Genomic DNA, 17,036 nt, shown 5'->3' on the forward strand with positions numbered 1-17,036 from the left:
CGTCCGGACGCAGCTTGGCATTTATGGTTCAGCGCAAGCGAAGCGGGTCTTTGCGGCGTTCCACGAACCCTGTCTCGTCAGGCACAGGGTCACCGTTGGCAGGGTCGTTCCAGCCGAAAAACTTGCAGACCTCGGCGCGCTGCTTCTGGGCGTCCGCATAGCCCAGCGCCATCAGCTCCGTGGTGTAGCCGCTCTCAAACAGCAGGTAGCTGGCGAGTGCTGCGCCTTTAACGTCAGCCTTGGCGGACGACACGCCTACGCCGCCCAGCATGGTGCGCACCGCATGAGGCAAATCCTTCACATGGCGGGAGGCCACGGCATCCAAGCGCTGGCTGGGCGCAATCACCAGCAGTTCCACCGGGCGCAATGTGCTGCCTTTGCGTGCTTCCTCCGGCACCAGTTTGATGGTCTGGTTAATCCGCTGCACCCGCTCTACGTCCACTGCCAGAGCGTCCAAAAAGATGTTGGACAACGCATGCCCCGCAATCTGGGCAATGCTGGGGTAGCTGCTGGTGGTGTGCAGGTGGGCTTCTTCTTTGGGCTCATGCATGCGCCCGGCGCCTATTACCAGTATTCGTTCTGCTCCCAAATGAATAGCGGGTGCCACCGGGGCACTCTGGCGCATGGAGCCGTCTCCGAAATACTCCTCCCTGCCGTTGATGTGCAATTGCGTGGCCGGAAACACAAAGGGGATCGCACTCGACGCCAGCAGGTGCGCGTGGGTGATACGGTCTCGCACGGCGTAGCGCTGTGTCCGCACCCAAGGCATGAGTCGCTTGTCGCCCTCATAAAAGGTGACGTGGTCCCCGGTGCTATAGCTGGATGCAGTCACTGCAAGTGCCTGCAGGTGGCCTTGTCTCAACAGCTGAGGCAAACGCTCCAGCGGGACGAGCTGTTGGAGCAGTTGGCCCAGTGGCGCGTTGTCCAGCAAGGACCGGGGCTTGATGCGCCGCCACTTCGCCAGCACCCAGCCCAGAGAGAGCAGGGTGATCCAGGTGGCTCCGGAGCGCAACATGCTCAGATGGTCCGCACGGTACACATCATGGGCGTGGAAGTTCTGCCATGTATGGGCAATTTTGCGGACGGTCCCGTCGAAATCGTCTGCCCCGCAAGCCAGCGCAGAGGCGTTGATGGCGCCCGCAGATGTGCCAGCAATGATGGGAAAGGGGTTGGGTTGCCAGCCGGCACCGCAGGCCAGGCGCAAATCGGCGATCGCCTCGAGGACCCCCACCTGATAGGCGGCACGTGCGCCCCCTCCGGTCAGCAGCAGGCCGGTCATGGGGACAGCGGGCGTGGCAGCACTCATGGTGTCCATTATGAAAAGCCCGGTGCGCTTGTAAATAGAAAAGTGTGCGGGGTTAACCCTCGATATCCGGACTACCGATTGCACCTCGGGCTGTCGCGGGTTTGGTCCCTTGGATAGACTCGCCGGATTCAGGAGTTTTTATGGCGTTTACCGAACAAGACATCACCCAGGCCTTGCAGAGCCTGACCGACCCGAACACCGGCGCCACCTTTTCCAGCGCCAAAGCATTTAAAAACATCAAGCTTCAAGGCACTGAAGTGCATCTGGACTTGGAGCTGGGCTACCCCGCCAAGAGCCAATGGCCAGCGCTGGTGGAACTGGTAAGCCAGGCAGCACGCACGGTAGCTGGCGTGGGTACTGTGACCGTCACCCCCAAGCTCAACATCGTGCCCCATGCGGTGCAGCGTGGCGTGCAGTTGCTGCCCGGTGTGAAAAACATTGTGGCGGTGGCATCCGGCAAGGGCGGCGTGGGCAAGAGCACGACTGCGGCCAACCTGGCATTGGCGCTGGCGGCCGAGGGTGCGCGCGTCGGTTTGCTCGATGCAGACATTTATGGCCCTAGCCAGCCCATGATGATGGGCATTGAAGGCCGGCCCGACACGGCGGATGGCAAAACCATGGAGCCCATGGAGAACCACGGAGTGCAGGTCATGTCCATCGGCTTTCTGGTGGATGGCGACCAGGCCATGATCTGGCGCGGCCCCATGGCGACCCAGGCCTTGGAGCAACTGCTGCGTCAGACCAACTGGAAAGAGCTGGATTACCTCGTCGTGGACATGCCCCCCGGCACCGGCGACATCCAGCTCACCCTGAGCCAGCGGGTGCCCTTGACCGGTGCCGTGGTGGTGACCACTCCGCAAGACATTGCCCTCCTGGACGCAAAAAAGGGCATCAAGATGTTTGAGAAAGTCGGCGTGCCGATTCTGGGCATTGTGGAAAACATGGCGGTGCATGTGTGCAGCAACTGCGGCCATGTGGAACACATCTTCGGTGCTGATGGTGGCAAGAAAATGGCAGCCGGGTATGGCATGGACTACCTGGGCGCCTTGCCTCTGGCATTGCACATCCGTGAGCAGGCTGATAGTGGTCGCCCGACGGTAATTGCAGATCCGGAAAGCGAAGTGGCAGGTCTTTACAAGGGCATCGCCCGCCAGGTTGCTGTGAAGATTGCGGCACAGTCCAAAGACTTCTCCAGCAAGTTCCCGACCATCACCATCAGCAAAAACAGCTGACCGGACCGGACGCGGCATGAACCTGCTCTCCTCCCTGAGGTACCTGGTGGCGCTCGATGAGCACCGCCACTTTGCCCGGGCGGCGCAGGCCTGCCACATCACCCAGCCGGCGCTCTCCAATGCGCTGCGGGCATTGGAAGAAGAGTTCGAGGTGGTCATCGTGCGTCGGGGGCGCACTTTTGTGGGCTTTACCCCCGAAGGCGAGCAGGTGCTGGAATCCGCGCGGCGCATGCTGCATGAGCACAAGGTGTTGGCGCAGTCATTGCGCAGCACTGCGAATCAACCTACCGGGCGCCTGATCGTCGGGGCGGTTCCTACCGCGGTACCGGTTGCGGCCCGGTTCGCGGCCATGTTGCAGGCCAAGTACCCTGAGGTCATGCCGGTCGTGTTGTCCTTGAGTTCGACCGAACTGGAAAAGCGGCTGGAGAGTTTGTCCATCGACTTGGCACTGGGCTACACCGAGCGCATGGATCAACGCGAGGTACAGCTCACCGCGTATCCCCAATACAACGAACACTACTTCCTGTTACGAAAAGCTTCGCGCGTGCACGCTGTTGAATTGCAGATCGGCGAACCCATCCGGTGGAAGGATGCGGCAGAGCTGCCTCTGTGCCTGCTGACGCCGGAAATGCACAACCGCACGATCGTCGACGCTTCCTTTGCGGCCGCGGGTTGCAAGCCACGCGCCATTATTGAGACCAACTCCATCCTCACCATGGCGCTGAGCGTGGTGGCAGGGCAGGTGTGCAGCGTGATGCCAGGCGCTCTTGTGTCGGCCGTACGCGGTTATCGCGAGCTGGAAGCCCTACCGCTTGTCACGCCGCAGGTGCTCACCCCCATCAGCTTCATGGCGCATGCGGCGGTGCGTCCGTCGCGGGCCATGGAGGCAGCTATTTCCCTCGCACAGGATGGCGCTTGGTTGCGCCATGCTGCGACGCACACGGGACTCTTAACCTCGCTTTAATTTGATTTAGATCAGTGAAATTGGTGTACAAACCCAAAATTCCTTAAGTCGGGAATTTTGTAGGGGCTTCCTACGATGTGCAAAGCCCCTACAGTTTTGGAGAACAACACCGATGCTCTTTTTCACCGGGCTACAGCGCCGTGTAAACAACGGCGCGCGCAAATTGGCCGCAGGATTGAACGGTGCCTTCACACTGGACATGGCGCAGCGCGTGAATGTGCAAGGCCGTAACGTCGGGACCTTGCGCAATGGCTCCCGGGTTTTGAACCTGGATTTCGCACTGCCCGATAGCTTTACCGGACAGACGGGCATGGTTGCCACCGTGTTTGCACGGGACGGCGACGATTTCATCCGTGTGACCACGTCGGTTCGCAAACTGGACGGCGAACGCGCCGCTGGCACCCCTCTCGACCGCTCACAGCCTGCCTACACCGATGTCATGCAGGGGCGTGCCCATGTCGGCTACGCCATCATTTTCGGCAAGCAATACATTACCCATTACGAGCCCATCCGTGACAACAGCGGTCAGGTGATCGGCGTTTTGTTCGTGGGGCTGGACATCACTGCCTCACCGGGCATGAGTCTTTCGGCTTCGATGGCGTGGCGTATTTCCGCCGTTTATGGCTTTGGCGAGGTGATCTTTCTTGCCTTGAGTGGCAAGTTCGACAGTGTGGCGGAAGTAGGTATGGGCCTGTTCATGATCGTTTTGTTGTGGGTCACTACCTACGCCCTGATGAACCGCTACGTGGCGGCACCCTTGAAAGCCGGCCGCAGTGCGTCGCAGCGCATGGCCTCTGGTGACCTGACGCGCCAGATCCATGTGGGCAGCAGCGATGACATCGGGCAGGTGCTGATGGCCATCAACAGTATCAATGTCGGCTTGACCACCTTGATCGGCAAGGTGCGCAGTGCATCAGAAGTGGTGTCCATGGGCACCAACGAAATCGCTGACGGCAATGTGGACCTGGCCAACCGCACAGAGAAACAGGCAGGCGAAGTGAACTCCGCAGCGTCAGCGGTGCACGAGCTCACGACTACGGTGGCCCAAACCGCAGAGCAGGCGGTGCAAGTCAATAAGTTGGTCAGCTCGGTGTCGTCGGTGGCCAGTGGCGGAGGCGCCGTGGTGCAAGACGTGGTGAGCACCATGGGGCAGATATCGGCCAGTGCCAACAAGATCAACGACATCATTGCCCTGATTGAGGGCATTGCTTTCCAGACCAACATCCTCGCCCTGAACGCTGCGGTAGAGGCCGCGCGTGCAGGAGAACAAGGACGCGGTTTCGCAGTAGTGGCATCGGAAGTTCGCAGCCTTGCACAACGCTCCTCCACTGCAGCCCACGAAATCAAAGACCTGATCAGTGCGTCTGTCAGCAGTGTCGCGGCCGGCAGCGTGCTGGTCGAAAAAACGCGCCAGTCCATGGAGCAGATCACCGGCTCCATCGCCGAGGTGGTGCACTACATCGATGGCATTGCCCACGCCAGCCAGGAGCAGCGCGCCGGCATTGAGAACGTGAACCGCAGCGTGTCAGAGATCGACCAGATGACGCAGCAGAACGCTGCGCTCGTGGAAGAGGCCGCCGCTGCGGCCATGCGCATGCGTGATCAGGCACACACGCTGATCGAAGCGGTGAATACCTTCAAGACCCAATCCTGAATGCGGCACTGCAGCATTTAGTTTTTGAATCAATGCATGTGATGAATCCATTGGACTCATCCTGCTTGACCTGTGACACTTCGCCCGCCCCGTTGGACAGCGGTGAGCCAGTGTTTATATAAATCCTAAAGGAGACAATATGTCTGGACTACTCGACAAGGAACGGATCATTGCCGGTCCCGGTTTTAACCGTTGGCTGGTACCGCCCGCCGCCCTCGCTATTCACCTGTGCATCGGCATGGCGTATGGCTTTTCCGTGTTCTGGCTGCCTTTGTCCAAAGCTTTGGGCATCAAGGAAGCCATCAAGTGCGGACCTGACGTAGGTTTCTGGGGGCAGCTGTTCACTACCAGCTGCGACTGGCAGATTTCTACGCTGGGCTGGATGTACACCCTGTTCTTCGTGTTGCTGGGCTCCAGCGCTGCTACTTGGGGTGGCTGGTTGGAACGTGCCGGTCCGCGCAAAGCCGGTGTGGTGTCGGCGGTGTGCTGGTGCGGTGGCATGTTGATCTCTGCGATCGGCATCAAGACCCACCAGTTCTGGCTGATGATTCTGGGCTCCGGCGTGATCGGTGGTATCGGTCTGGGCTTGGGCTATATCTCTCCGGTTTCGACCCTGATCAAGTGGTTCCCTGACCGTCGTGGCATGGCCACCGGCATGGCCATCATGGGCTTCGGTGGTGGTGCCATGATCGGCTCCCCCTTGGCGGCTGACCTCATGAAGTACTTCGCGACTCCCACCGACGTGGGAGTGATGCAGACCTTCGTGGTGATGGCGCTGATCTATTTCGTGTTCATGATGGCCGGCGCATTCGGTTATCGCGTTCCTGAAACCGGCTGGAAGCCTGCAGGCTGGACTCCTCCCCCTGCCCAAACCAGCAACGCCATGATCACCCAGAAGCACGTGCACGTGAAGAAGGTGTGGGGCATTCCCCAGTTCTGGCTCATCTGGATGGTGTTGTGCATGAACGTGAGCGCCGGTATCGGTGTGATCGGTATGGCATCCCCCATGTTGCAAGAAGTGTTCGGCGGCACCTTGATCGGTGTGCAAGCCAAGTTCAGTGAGCTCGATGCACTCGTCAAGTCCACAGACGCCGCTCAAGTGGATGTTGCCAAGAAGCAAATGGCTGCCATCGCAGCGGTGGCTGCCGGCTTCACTGCCTTGTTGAGCCTGTTCAACATCGGTGGCCGTTTCTTCTGGGCCAGCCTGTCCGACAAGATGGGCCGCAAGGTGACGTACATCGTGTTCTTCGTGCTGGGTGGGCTGATGTATTTCAGTGTTCCAGGCAGCGCGGCGGCGGGCAGTATCGTGCTCTTTGTAGGTGCTTTCTGTGTGATTTTGAGTATGTACGGCGGGGGCTTTGCCACTGTGCCGGCTTACCTGGCTGACATCTTCGGTACCCAGATGGTGGGTGCGATCCACGGTCGCTTGTTGACCGCCTGGGCTACTGCCGGTGTGTTGGGCCCTGTGGTGGTGAATTACATGCGCGAATACCAGCTGGGCCTGGGCTTGCCACGTGAGCAGGTCTACAACCAGACCATGTACATCCTGGTGGGCATGCTGGTAGTGGGCTTGATCTGCAACTTGCTGGTCAAACCGCTCGACAACAAGTGGTTCATGACCGATGCCGAACTGGCCGAAGAGAAGAAGCTGGCGCACGAGCGTGCTGCAGCCTCTGAAGTGGGCTCCAGCACCGGCGGCGCAGACACCATCCCGACATGGGTAGTGGCATTCGCTTGGTTGGCCGTGGGCCTGCCTTTGGCATGGGGCGTATACCGCACCCTGCAGAGCGTCGCCAAGTTCTTCGCTTAATTTCTCAAGAATATCAACAGGAACGCCATGACAGTATCCAGCCTTGCTCCGCAGACCACCACAGTGGCATTGGCCACGGTGGAAGACATGCGGGAACGCATCCGTCGCAAAAGCAAACTCAAAGGTCGTCAGGCCGATGACGCTTCTCTTGCGGAGGTCCGGGCTTTGATTGGCGCAGCGCCTCACCGGCGTGACCTGTTGATTGAACACCTGCACAAGCTCAACGATGCCTACCGTTGCCTGCACGACAGGCATCTGGTGGCCCTGGCCAAGGAGATGAACATTCCCATGGCTGAGGTGTACGAGGTCGCCACCTTCTACCACCACTTTGAAGTGGTGCGGGGTGACGAGACCGTACCGCAGCTGACTGTGCGGGTGTGCGATGGTTTGAGTTGTGAGATGGCCGGCGCCAAGGATCTGCTTGCGCGCCTGCCCTCCCTATTGGGAAATGAAGATGTTCGCGTGATTCCCGCGCCGTGTATCGGCCGTTGCGAACAGGCGCCTGCCGCAGTCGTGCATCAGCACCCTGTGCCCCGGGCGACCGTGGAGTCCATTGCGCAGCTGGTGAAAGACGCCAAAGGCGGACACCCCTCTGCGACACAAGCTACAGAATTTATAGCGTCCGCCTATGCGGAACGCGCCGTGTCCCCGGAACCCCATGCGGTGGAAGTAGCCCCCGGCTACACCGGATACGACACCTACAAGGCCAAGGGAGGCTACGCGCTGGCCGCCGCCCTGAGCCAGGGTACACAGGACGCCGAGTCCGTCATCAAGGCCATGGAAGATTCCGGCCTGCGAGGTCTGGGTGGAGCCGGTTTTCCGGCCGGACGCAAGTGGCGCATCGTTCGCGATCAGCTTGCCCCCCGCCTGATGGCCGTGAACATTGACGAAGGTGAGCCCGGCACGTTTAAAGACCGTACCTACCTCGAGCGCGATCCGCACCGCTTCCTGGAAGGCCTGCTAGTGGCGGCTCAAGTGGTCGGCACGACAGCCTGCTACATCTACCTGCGGGACGAATACCACGGTTGCCGTGCCATTCTGGAAACCGAAATCGCCAAACTGCAGGCCAACCCGCCATGCCCCTTGCCCGTCATTGAACTGCGCCGTGGTGCGGGTGCCTATATTTGCGGCGAAGAGTCCGCCATGATCGAAAGCATCGAAGGCAAGCGCGGCGAGCCCCGCATGCGCCCGCCTTATATCGCCCAGGTGGGCCTGTTCGGTCGCCCTACCCTGGAGCACAACTTCGAGACCCTGTACTGGGTGCGCGACATTGTGGAAAAGGGTGCCTCCTGGTTCAGCAGTTTCGGCCGCAACGGTCGCAAGGGCCTGCGCTCATTCAGCGTCAGTGGCCGCGTCAAGTTCCCCGGCGTGAAGCTGGCGCCTGCCGGTATTTCGGTGGCGGAGCTGGTGGATGAATACTGCGGCGGCATGCTCGACGGGCACAGCCTGTATGCCTATCTGCCGGGCGGTGCATCCGGTGGCATTTTCCCGGCCAGCTTGTCGCATGTGCCGCTTGACTTTGACACCTTGCAGCCGCACGGCGGCTTCATCGGATCGGCTGCGGTCATCGTGCTGAGCCAGCACGACAAGGCGCGCGATGCCGCTTTGAACATGATGCGCTTTTATGCCCACGAGAGTTGTGGCCAATGCACGCCCTGCCGCGTAGGCACGGCCAAGGCCGCTACGCTGATGGAATCGCCCGTGTGGGACCACACCACGCTGGAAGACTTGAACGTGGTGATGACCGACGCCTCTATCTGCGGTCTGGGCCAGGCGGCCCCGAACCCGGTGCGTTGCGTCCAGAAATACTTTGCACACGAGGTGAGCTAAATGAACGCCCCTGCCAAACACGTTGAATTCACGCCCCAGGTGATTACCTTCCATCTGGACGGAAAACCTGTGGAAGCCTTTGAAGGCGAGTCCATTTTGAAAGCGGCGGAACGCAGTGGTGTGTGTATTCCCCACCTTTGCTACAAAGACGGCCTGCGCGCCGACGGTAACTGCCGCGCCTGCGTGGTGGAGATCAAAGGCGAGCGCACGCTGGCCCCCAGCTGCTGCCGCAGCGCCACCGCCGGCATGGAAGTGCAGGCCAAGAGTGAGCGCGCCGTCAAAAGCCAGAAGATGGTGCTGGAAATGCTGCTCTCCGACATGCCGGATGAAGGCTACAAATGGAACGATGCAGAGGACTCCACACCCAACGCCCAGCAGCAACACGGCGAGCTGAGCGCCTGGGCTGCGCGCATGGATGTGTCTGTGCGCCCCGAACTCAAAGCCTTGCGCCGCGACCAACCCAAGGCGGATGTGTCTCACCCCGCCATGGCCGTCAATCTGGATGCCTGTATCCAGTGCAACCGCTGTGTACGCGCCTGCCGCGAAGAGCAGGTGAATGACGTGATCGGCTACGCTAACCGTGGTGCCCATGCCGAGATCGTGTTCGACCTGAACGACCCTATGGCAGACAGCACCTGTGTGGCCTGTGGTGAATGCGTGCAGGCTTGCCCGACCGGCGCGTTGATGCCCAAGTCCCACATCGGCACCCAGGTGGTCGACAAAAAGGTCGACTCGGTATGCCCGTTCTGTGGCGTGGGTTGCTTGTTGACATACAACGTGAAAGACGACGTCATCGTGAGTGTGGAAGGGCGCGATGGCCCTGCCAACCACAACCGCTTGTGCGTGAAGGGCCGCTTCGGATTCGATTACGCGCACAGCCCCCAGCGCTTGACGGTGCCCCTGATTCGCAAGGATGGCGTCTCCAAAGATCCGGAGATGCTCAACAAGCTGAATCGCGATTCTTCCGACTGGTCTGAAGTTTTCCGTGAAGCGACTTGGGAAGAAGCTCTTGCCTTGTCAACCGGCAAGTTGCGCGGCCTGCGCGACACCTACGGTAACAAGGCGTTGGCTGGTTTCGGTTCTGCCAAGGGCAGCAACGAAGAAGCTTATTTGTTCCAGAAGCTGGTGCGCACCGGCTTTGGCAGCAACAACGTCGACCATTGCACACGCCTGTGCCACGCGTCCAGCGTGGCGGCGCTGCTTGAAGGCGTGGGCTCCGGCGCGGTGAGCAACCAGGTCAATGACGTGGAGCACTCGGACCTGATCTTTGTGATCGGCTCCAACCCTACCGCCAACCACCCGGTGGCTGCTACTTGGATGAAGAACGCGTCCAAGAAGGGCGCCAAGATTGTGTTGGCCGACCCGCGCATTACCGACATCGGCAAGCACGCCTGGCGCACCCTGCAGTTCAAGCCCGACACCGATGTGGCCATGCTCAATGCATTGATCCATGTGGTGATTGAAGAAGGCTTGGCAGACCAAGACTTCATCGCCAAGCGCGCAAGCAACTACGAAGCCCTGCGCGAGAACGTCAAGGGCTACAGCCCCGAAGCCATGGAGCCCATTTGCGGCGTGCCTGCGCAAACCCTGCGCGAAGTCGCCCGTGAATTTGCCAAGGCCAAGGGCGCCATGATTCTCTGGGGCATGGGCGTGAGCCAGCACGTGCACGGCACCGACAACGCGCGCTGCCTGATCGCGCTGGTCACCGTAACCGGCCAGATCGGCAAGCCCGGCTCCGGTTTGCACCCGCTGCGCGGCCAGAACAACGTGCAGGGCGCGTCCGATGCGGGCCTGATCCCCATGATGTTCCCGAACTACCAGCGCGTCACCAACAAGGCCGCCCACGCCTGGTTTGAAGACTTCTGGAACACCAAGCTGGACGACCAGCCCGGCTACACCGTGGTGGAAATCATGCACAAGGCCTTGGCCGATGACAGCGACCCGCACAAGGTGCGCGGCATGTACATCATGGGTGAGAACCCCGCCATGAGCGACCCTGACCTGAACCATGCACGCCACGCGTTGGCGTCTCTGGAGCATATGGTGGTGCAGGACATTTTCATGACCGAAACGGCATGGCTGGCCGATGTGGTGTTGCCTGCGACCGCCTGGCCTGAGAAGGATGGCACCGTCAGCAACACCGACCGCATGGTGCAACTCGGCAAAAAGGCGGTGAACCCGCCCGGCCAGGCCAAGCCTGATCTGTGGATCCTGCAGCAGATTGCCAAGGGCATGGGCCTGAACTGGAACTACGCCGGCGAAAGCGATGGTGTGGCTGCGGTGTATGAAGAAATGCGCCAAGCCATGCATGCCGCTATCTCGGGCATCACCTGGGAACGCCTGCAACGCGAATCCAGCGTGACTTATCCTTGCCTGACCGCAGAAGACCCCGGCGCGCCTACCGTGTTCATCGAGAAATTCGCCACCGATGACGGCCGTGTGCACCTGGTGCCTGCGGACATCATTCCGGCCAACGAGCGCCCGGATGCCGAGTATCCGTTTGTGTTGATCACCGGTCGCCAGTTGGAACACTGGCACACCGGCAGCATGACGCGCCGTGCCACGGTGCTCGACGCCATCGAACCCATGGCCACCGCCTCCATGTGCGGCGATGACATGCAAGCCATGGCCCTGCAGCCGGGTGATGTCATTACCATCGCCTCACGCCGCGGCAACGTGGCCATCCACGTGCGGCGTGACGACGGTACTCCCCGCGGTGCGGTGTTCGTGCCATTCGCCTATTACGAAGCAGCAGCCAACCTGATGACCAATGCCGCGCTGGACCCCTTCGGCAAGATTCCGGAGTTCAAGTACTGCGCAGTGGCTATCCGCCGTGGCGGCAAACCAGCCGCGGTCAGCGGCTACGGGACCAACCCTGCACCAGCGGCTGCGTGACCAACCCTGCACCAGCGGCTGCGTGACCTTGTAACCTGAGCGATGCCCATGACTGCCATCCCCTACCTCACCGAAGCGCGTGCGCCTCTGACGCACAGCATCGAGGTGGTGAACCAGCATGGCGAGCGCCAGTCGCTGGACATACCGGCCGAGCGTCCGCTCACCGTGTATGTGGACAAGCGGGAGCTGGTCACCTTGATGACCTTGGGCGAGCGCCCTGAGTGGCTGGTGTTGGGCTACCTGATCAATCAGCGCCTGGTGCCGGATGCGGCGGCCATCGATTCCATCACCGTCGATTGGGAAGTGGGCGCCGCCGCCGTCAAAACGCTGACCGGCATCGTGGATGTGGAAGCCAAAACCGCCAAGCGGGTGGTGACCACCGGTTGCGGGCAGGGCAGCCTGTTCGGCGAGGTCATGGCGCATATTGAAGGCATTGCCTTGCCGCCCACGGTGGTTACCCAAGCGCAGGTCTACGCCATCGTCAACACCATCCGCCTGCAAGACAGCACCTACAAGTCTGCCGGTTCGGTGCACGGTTGTGCCTTGTTCCGTGGCAGCGAGCGATTGCTGTTTGTGGAAGACGTGGGCCGCCACAACGCCATTGACACTATTGCCGGCTGGATGGCCTTGCAGGCTTTGGCCTCGGAACCGCTGGACGTGAATGGCTTGGTCTTCTACACCACCGGTCGCTTGACGAGCGAAATGGTGATGAAGGCTGCCCAGATGGGCGTGGCCGTGGTCATCTCCCGCAGCGGCATGACGCAAATGGGCCACGCTGTCGCCTCCGACCTCGGGCTGTGTGCCATCGGCCGGGCCCTGAACACCCGATTCTTGTGCTTCAGCGGTGCGAACCGCTTGCAGCTGGAGCCAGCCTCACAGGCCGAACCCGCAGAGGTCAGCGTTTGAGTTCTTTGGGTGAAAGCGGCTTGGCCGCCGTGCGGCTGATTGCAGATGCGGACCCGGTGCTGTGGTCCATCGTTTGGCGTTCCTTGGCCTTGAGTGCGGCCGCCAGTGCGCTGGCTTTTGTGCTGGGTACCGTGTTGGGGGCGTGGCTGGCGGTGAGCCGATTCATGGGCCGCGGGCTGGTGCTGGCGGTGCTCAACACCTTGCTCTCTTTGCCCTCTGTGGTGGTGGGGCTGGGCGTCTACCTGTTGCTTTCCCGTTCCGGGCCTTTGGGTTTTCTGGGGTGGCTGTATTCCTTCAAAGCCATGTTGCTGGCGCAGACGGTACTGGTCTTGCCCATCGTGATCGCGCTGGTGCGCCAGGTGGTGGAAGACGCCGACGCCGCCCATGGCGAGCAGCTGCGCTCGCTGGGTGCCGGGCCCCGCCTGCGAAGCTTGCTGCTGGCATGGGATGAGCGCAGTGCTTTGCTGACCGTGGCCTTAGCTGCTTTCGGGCGCGCCATTGCCGAAGTGGGCGCCGTCATGTTGGTGGGCGGCAATATGGACGGCTTCACCCGGGTGATGACTACCGCCATAGCGCTGGAAACCAGCAAGGGCGACTTGCCACTGGCCATGGGCTTGGGGCTGGTGCTGCTGGGGGTGGTCTTGCTCCTGCAGTTGCTGTTGGCTGGCTTGCGTGCGTGGTTGCAGAAAGTGGATGCCGCTGTGCCGGCAGCTGCCACCCCTTCCGCAGGGAGGCGCGCATGAGCGTTCCAAGCCTGATTCGTCTGGATAAGGTGTCTGTCGCGCTGACTCCGCGCCACGGCGCTCCCCTGGCGCTGGATGGCGTTAGCGTCAATATCCGGGCAGGCGAGCGGGTGGCGCTGGTAGGGTCCAACGGCAGCGGCAAGTCCACGCTGCTGCGGGTCATCCACGGTTTGCAACAGCCAGTATCCGGCCAGCTTGTGATTGATGCCGCTTTGCGCCAGGCCATGCTGTTCCAGCGCCCCGTGTTGCTGCGTTTGACGGTGCAAACCAACCTGGCCTTGGGCCTCTGGCTGCAAGGCACTCCTTGGCAGCAGGCCCGCAGCCGCGCGTTGCAGGTCTTGGTCGATGCCGGCTTAGACGACGTAGCCCAGCGGCGCGGGCGCCAGCTCTCGGTCGGGCAAACGCAGCGGGTGGCCCTGGCACGTGCCTTGGCCCTGAAGCCCGAGCTGCTCTTGCTGGATGAGCCTACCGCCAGTCTGGACCCGCATTCCAAACGCCTGGTAGAAGCCAGTGTTCAAAGTTTTGCAGGCACCATGGTGTTTGCCAGCCACAACCTCGGCCAGGTCAAGCGCTTGGCCACGCGAGTGGTCTACCTCGAGCAGGGGCGCCTGCTGGTAGATCTGCCGGTGCACGAGTTTTTTGATCATGCCGTTTTGCAGACCCGTTCTGCTGACGCGGCCAATTTTGTAAAAGGAGAGGGAGTTTTATGAAACGTTTGATGTCTCTTGGGGCCCTGGCGCCCGTCCGTTCTGCGCTGGCAGCTATTGCTTTGGTAGCAAGCGGCGCGGTGCATGCGCAGGCATTGGTGATGGCTTCCACCACCTCTACCGAGCAGTCCGGCCTGTTTGCTCATCTGTTGCCTGCCTTCAAGGCAGCCACCGGGGTGGATGTGAAAGTGGTCGCCGTGGGCACCGGCCAGGCCATCGACATGGGCCGCCGTGGTGACGCGGATGTGCTCTTCGTGCACGACCAGGTGGCCGAAGAAAAGCTGGTGCAAGAGGGCTTTGCCACCAAGCGCCTGCCCGTCATGTACAACGACTTTGTGCTCGTGGGGCCTGCGGCAGATCCGGTGGGTGTGCGTGGCAAAGACATTCTGGCCGCGTTCAAAAAGCTCGCGGCATCTCCAGCGAGCTTCATCTCCCGCGGGGACCGTAGTGGTACCCATGCTGCCGAGCTGCGCTACTGGAAAGCCGCAGGCATCGAGGCGCCCAAGTTCGCCGGTTACCGTGAATGCGGTTGCGGCATGGGCCCGGCTCTGAACATTGCCACGTCCACTGCCGGCTATGTGCTCACCGACCGCGGTACCTGGCTCAACTTCAAAAACCGCGCCGATCTGGTGGTGCTGGTGGAGGGCGACAAGCAGCTCTTCAACCAGTACGGTGTGTTGCCGGTCAACCCCGCCAAGCATCCGCATGTCAACACCACAGACGCAGCGAAATTTGTGGATTGGGTGACTTCTGCGGCCGGTCAAAACGTCATTGCCAGCTACAAAATCGGGGGTGAGCAACTTTTCTTCCCGAATGCCAAAAACTGATACTGCCCCTTTGCCCTTGATGCATGCTTTATCGCCGGCCTTGACCCTGTCTGACATCACCGCGCTGGTGCTGGCAGGCGGGCGTGGCATGCGCATGGGTGGGGTGGACAAAGGCCTGCAACCCTTGCACGGCGTGCCCATGGCCCAGCACGCTTTGCAGCGCCTGGCCACCCAGCAGGGCGAGGCGCACAGTGGAGCTTTGGCGGGCGCTATCGTGAACGCCAACCGCAACCCCGAGGTGTATCTCGCCATGGGAGAAGCCACCTTCGGCACCGCCCGTGTTCAGGTGGTGCCTGACCGGGATACCGAATTTGCCGGCCCGCTGGCCGGATTTCAGGCGGGGCTGGACGTGTGCACCACTGCGCTGATGCTCACCGTGCCTTGCGACAGCCCGCTGTTTCCCCTGGACTTGGCGCAGCGTCTGCTGGCCGCTTTGACTCAGGCGGATGCCGACATGGCCGTGGTCATGGCTCCGGAGGCCGGGCGCGATGGGCAAATCGCGCTGCGCAGCCAGCCTGTGTTTTGCTTGATGCGCACCGCTGTAGCCCCAGGTCTGCACGCCTTTTTGGCCGGTGGTGGCCGCAAGGTGGATGCCTGGACTGCCGGTTTACAGGTCGTGCAGGTTCCTTTCGATGCGCCGGGCGATGACCCGCGCGCTTTTGCCAATGCCAACACGCTGGACGAACTGCGCCAGCTCGAATCCTGATGAAAACGCTGGACGACATTGCCCGCTCCCTGCAGGGGTATGACCCGCAGGCGCTGCGTATGGCAGATGCCAACACCTTTATTGACCGCTTGGTGGCTCCAGTGCAGGGCACGGAGGTCTTGCCCCTGCGCCAGTGCCTGGGCCGAGTGCTGGCTGAAGATTTGATTTCCAACATGGCCGTGCCTGCGCACGACAACTCCGCCATGGACGGCTTTGCCTTTAGTGGTGCAGCACTTTCTGGCCCAAGCACTCTTACGTTGCGCGTGGCTGGCACGGCGCTCGCGGGCAAAGCGTGGGTCGGCAGTGTCAACGCTGGCGAATGCCTCAAGGTGATGACTGGTGCCATCCTGCCTGCGGGGCTGGACACCGTGGTGCCCCACGAGATGACCACAGTCGAAGGTGACCTAGTCCACATCCCTGCGGACCGCTTGCGTGCCGGGGATAACCGCCGGCTGCGGGGCGAAGACCTGCAGCTCGGAGGCGTTGCGCTATCAAAAGGGGAGCTGCTTGCGCCCGCATCCATTGGGCTGGCGGCCAGTTTGGGTCTGCAAACCTTGCCGGTGCTGCGTCGACTGAAAGTGGCCTATATGTCCACCGGCGACGAGGTTGTGTCCCCCGGCGAGCCGCTGCGCGAGGGTGCGGTTTTTGACAGCAACCGCTATACCGTGACCAGCTTGCTGGAGCGCCTGGGCTGCGAAGTGGTTGAGCTGGGCGTGGTGCGCGACGAGCCAGTTGCGCTCGAAGCTGCCTTCCGGAGCGCGGCAGCACAGGCCGATGTGATCATCAGTAGCGGTGGTGTGAGTGTGGGCGAGGCTGACTTCACCAAGGGCATGATGGCCAAGTTGGGCGATGTGGCCTTCTGGCGGATTGCCATGCGGCCGGGCCGGCCCTTTGCCTTGGGTCGCATCGGCACCACGGTGTTGTTTGGCCTGCCGGGCAACCCTGTGGCGGTGATGGTGACTTTCCTCTCGCTGGTGCGCCCCGCACTGCTCAAGATGATGGGGGCTGCGCCTAAGCCGCTGCCCTTGTTGCAAGCCCACAGCCAGGAACCCATGCGCAAGAAAGCCGGCCGCACCGAGTACCAGCGCGGCATTGTGACCGTGGCCCAAGACGGGCAGCTGCAAGTGCGCACCACCGGCAACCAAGGCTCTGGCGTGCTCAGCTCCATGGTGCAGGCCAACGGCCTCATCGTGCTCGGTCATGAGCAGGGCAACGTGGCCGTGGGCGACTTGGTCAGCGTGATGATGTTTGACGGCGTGATTTGACGCCGTCTCTTGCTCTCGTTGAGTGGCATTCCGCGTGGTGCTGAGTTGAAAGTTTGAGGGGCTCAGCAGACGGCTGTCGACCCAAAGCGGACTTAGCGGCTATCAAAGTTACGGCCCCAAAGCTGACGTTCGCTGAATACCGAAATCGCAACCGCAACCTTCGGTTGCGAGTAACTGGTCTCACCTGTGCT

13 protein-coding genes are annotated in these 17,036 nt (G+C 61.4%); 12 read left to right on the forward strand and 1 reads right to left on the reverse strand.

Features of this window, described 5'->3' with window-relative positions; all coding sequences use genetic code 11:
* Positions 1-28: 28 nt before the first annotated feature.
* Positions 29-1,315 carry a patatin-like phospholipase family protein gene (locus AEP_RS17885; protein ID WP_087496653.1) on the reverse strand — a complete coding sequence of 429 codons (1,287 nt, stop codon included), beginning with the start codon at positions 1,313-1,315 and terminating at the stop codon, positions 29-31.
* A 131-nt stretch (positions 1,316-1,446) separates the two neighbouring features.
* Here AEP_RS17885 and apbC point away from each other — a divergent pair, with 131 nt between their 5' ends.
* From apbC to moeA, 12 genes are all read left to right on the forward strand, one after another.
* The gene (gene apbC / locus AEP_RS17890) at positions 1,447-2,538 is read left to right on the forward strand and encodes an iron-sulfur cluster carrier protein ApbC (RefSeq protein ID WP_087496654.1); all 1,092 of its coding nucleotides are present in this window, start codon (positions 1,447-1,449) and stop codon (positions 2,536-2,538) included.
* A 16-nt stretch (positions 2,539-2,554) separates the two neighbouring features.
* Positions 2,555-3,502 carry a LysR family transcriptional regulator gene (locus AEP_RS17895; protein WP_087496655.1) on the forward strand — a complete coding sequence of 316 codons (948 nt, stop codon included), beginning with the start codon at positions 2,555-2,557 and terminating at the stop codon, positions 3,500-3,502.
* A 112-nt stretch (positions 3,503-3,614) separates the two neighbouring features.
* Positions 3,615-5,156, forward strand: coding sequence for a methyl-accepting chemotaxis protein (locus AEP_RS17900; protein ID WP_087496656.1), 1,542 nt, complete (start codon positions 3,615-3,617; stop codon positions 5,154-5,156).
* A 139-nt stretch (positions 5,157-5,295) separates the two neighbouring features.
* Entirely contained in the window at positions 5,296-6,966 is a 1,671-nt protein-coding gene (locus AEP_RS17905; protein ID WP_087496657.1) for an OFA family MFS transporter, read from the forward strand.
* Between the two features lie 27 nt (positions 6,967-6,993).
* Positions 6,994-8,796 (forward strand): NAD(P)H-dependent oxidoreductase subunit E, encoded by a 1,803-nt coding sequence (locus AEP_RS17910; RefSeq protein WP_087496658.1) that lies wholly within the window; start codon positions 6,994-6,996, stop codon positions 8,794-8,796.
* Entirely contained in the window at positions 8,797-11,691 is a 2,895-nt protein-coding gene (fdhF, locus tag AEP_RS17915) for a formate dehydrogenase subunit alpha (RefSeq protein WP_087496659.1), read from the forward strand.
* A 42-nt stretch (positions 11,692-11,733) separates the two neighbouring features.
* Positions 11,734-12,597, forward strand: coding sequence for a formate dehydrogenase accessory sulfurtransferase FdhD (locus tag AEP_RS17920; RefSeq protein ID WP_087496660.1), 864 nt, complete (start codon positions 11,734-11,736; stop codon positions 12,595-12,597).
* Positions 12,594-13,340 carry an ABC transporter permease gene (locus AEP_RS17925; RefSeq protein ID WP_087496661.1) on the forward strand — a complete coding sequence of 249 codons (747 nt, stop codon included), beginning with the start codon at positions 12,594-12,596 and terminating at the stop codon, positions 13,338-13,340. The genes AEP_RS17920 and AEP_RS17925 overlap by 4 nt, the downstream gene beginning before the upstream one ends.
* Entirely contained in the window at positions 13,337-14,050 is a 714-nt protein-coding gene (locus AEP_RS17930) for an ATP-binding cassette domain-containing protein (protein WP_087496662.1), read from the forward strand. Before AEP_RS17925 ends, AEP_RS17930 begins: the two co-directional genes overlap by 4 nt.
* The gene (locus AEP_RS17935) at positions 14,047-14,874 is read left to right on the forward strand and encodes a substrate-binding domain-containing protein (RefSeq protein WP_087496663.1); all 828 of its coding nucleotides are present in this window, start codon (positions 14,047-14,049) and stop codon (positions 14,872-14,874) included. The genes AEP_RS17930 and AEP_RS17935 overlap by 4 nt, the downstream gene beginning before the upstream one ends.
* A complete protein-coding gene (mobA, locus tag AEP_RS17940) occupies positions 14,861-15,580 on the forward strand; it encodes a molybdenum cofactor guanylyltransferase MobA (RefSeq protein ID WP_087496664.1) in 720 nt (239 codons plus the stop codon). The genes AEP_RS17935 and mobA overlap by 14 nt, the downstream gene beginning before the upstream one ends.
* The gene (moeA, locus tag AEP_RS17945) at positions 15,580-16,845 is read left to right on the forward strand and encodes a molybdopterin molybdotransferase MoeA (protein WP_087496665.1); all 1,266 of its coding nucleotides are present in this window, start codon (positions 15,580-15,582) and stop codon (positions 16,843-16,845) included. Before mobA ends, moeA begins: the two co-directional genes overlap by 1 nt.
* Positions 16,846-17,036 lie beyond the last annotated feature (191 nt).

This window comes from Curvibacter sp. AEP1-3, assembly GCF_002163715.1.
In the GTDB taxonomy this organism is placed as follows: Bacteria; Pseudomonadota; Gammaproteobacteria; order Burkholderiales; family Burkholderiaceae_C; genus Allorhodoferax.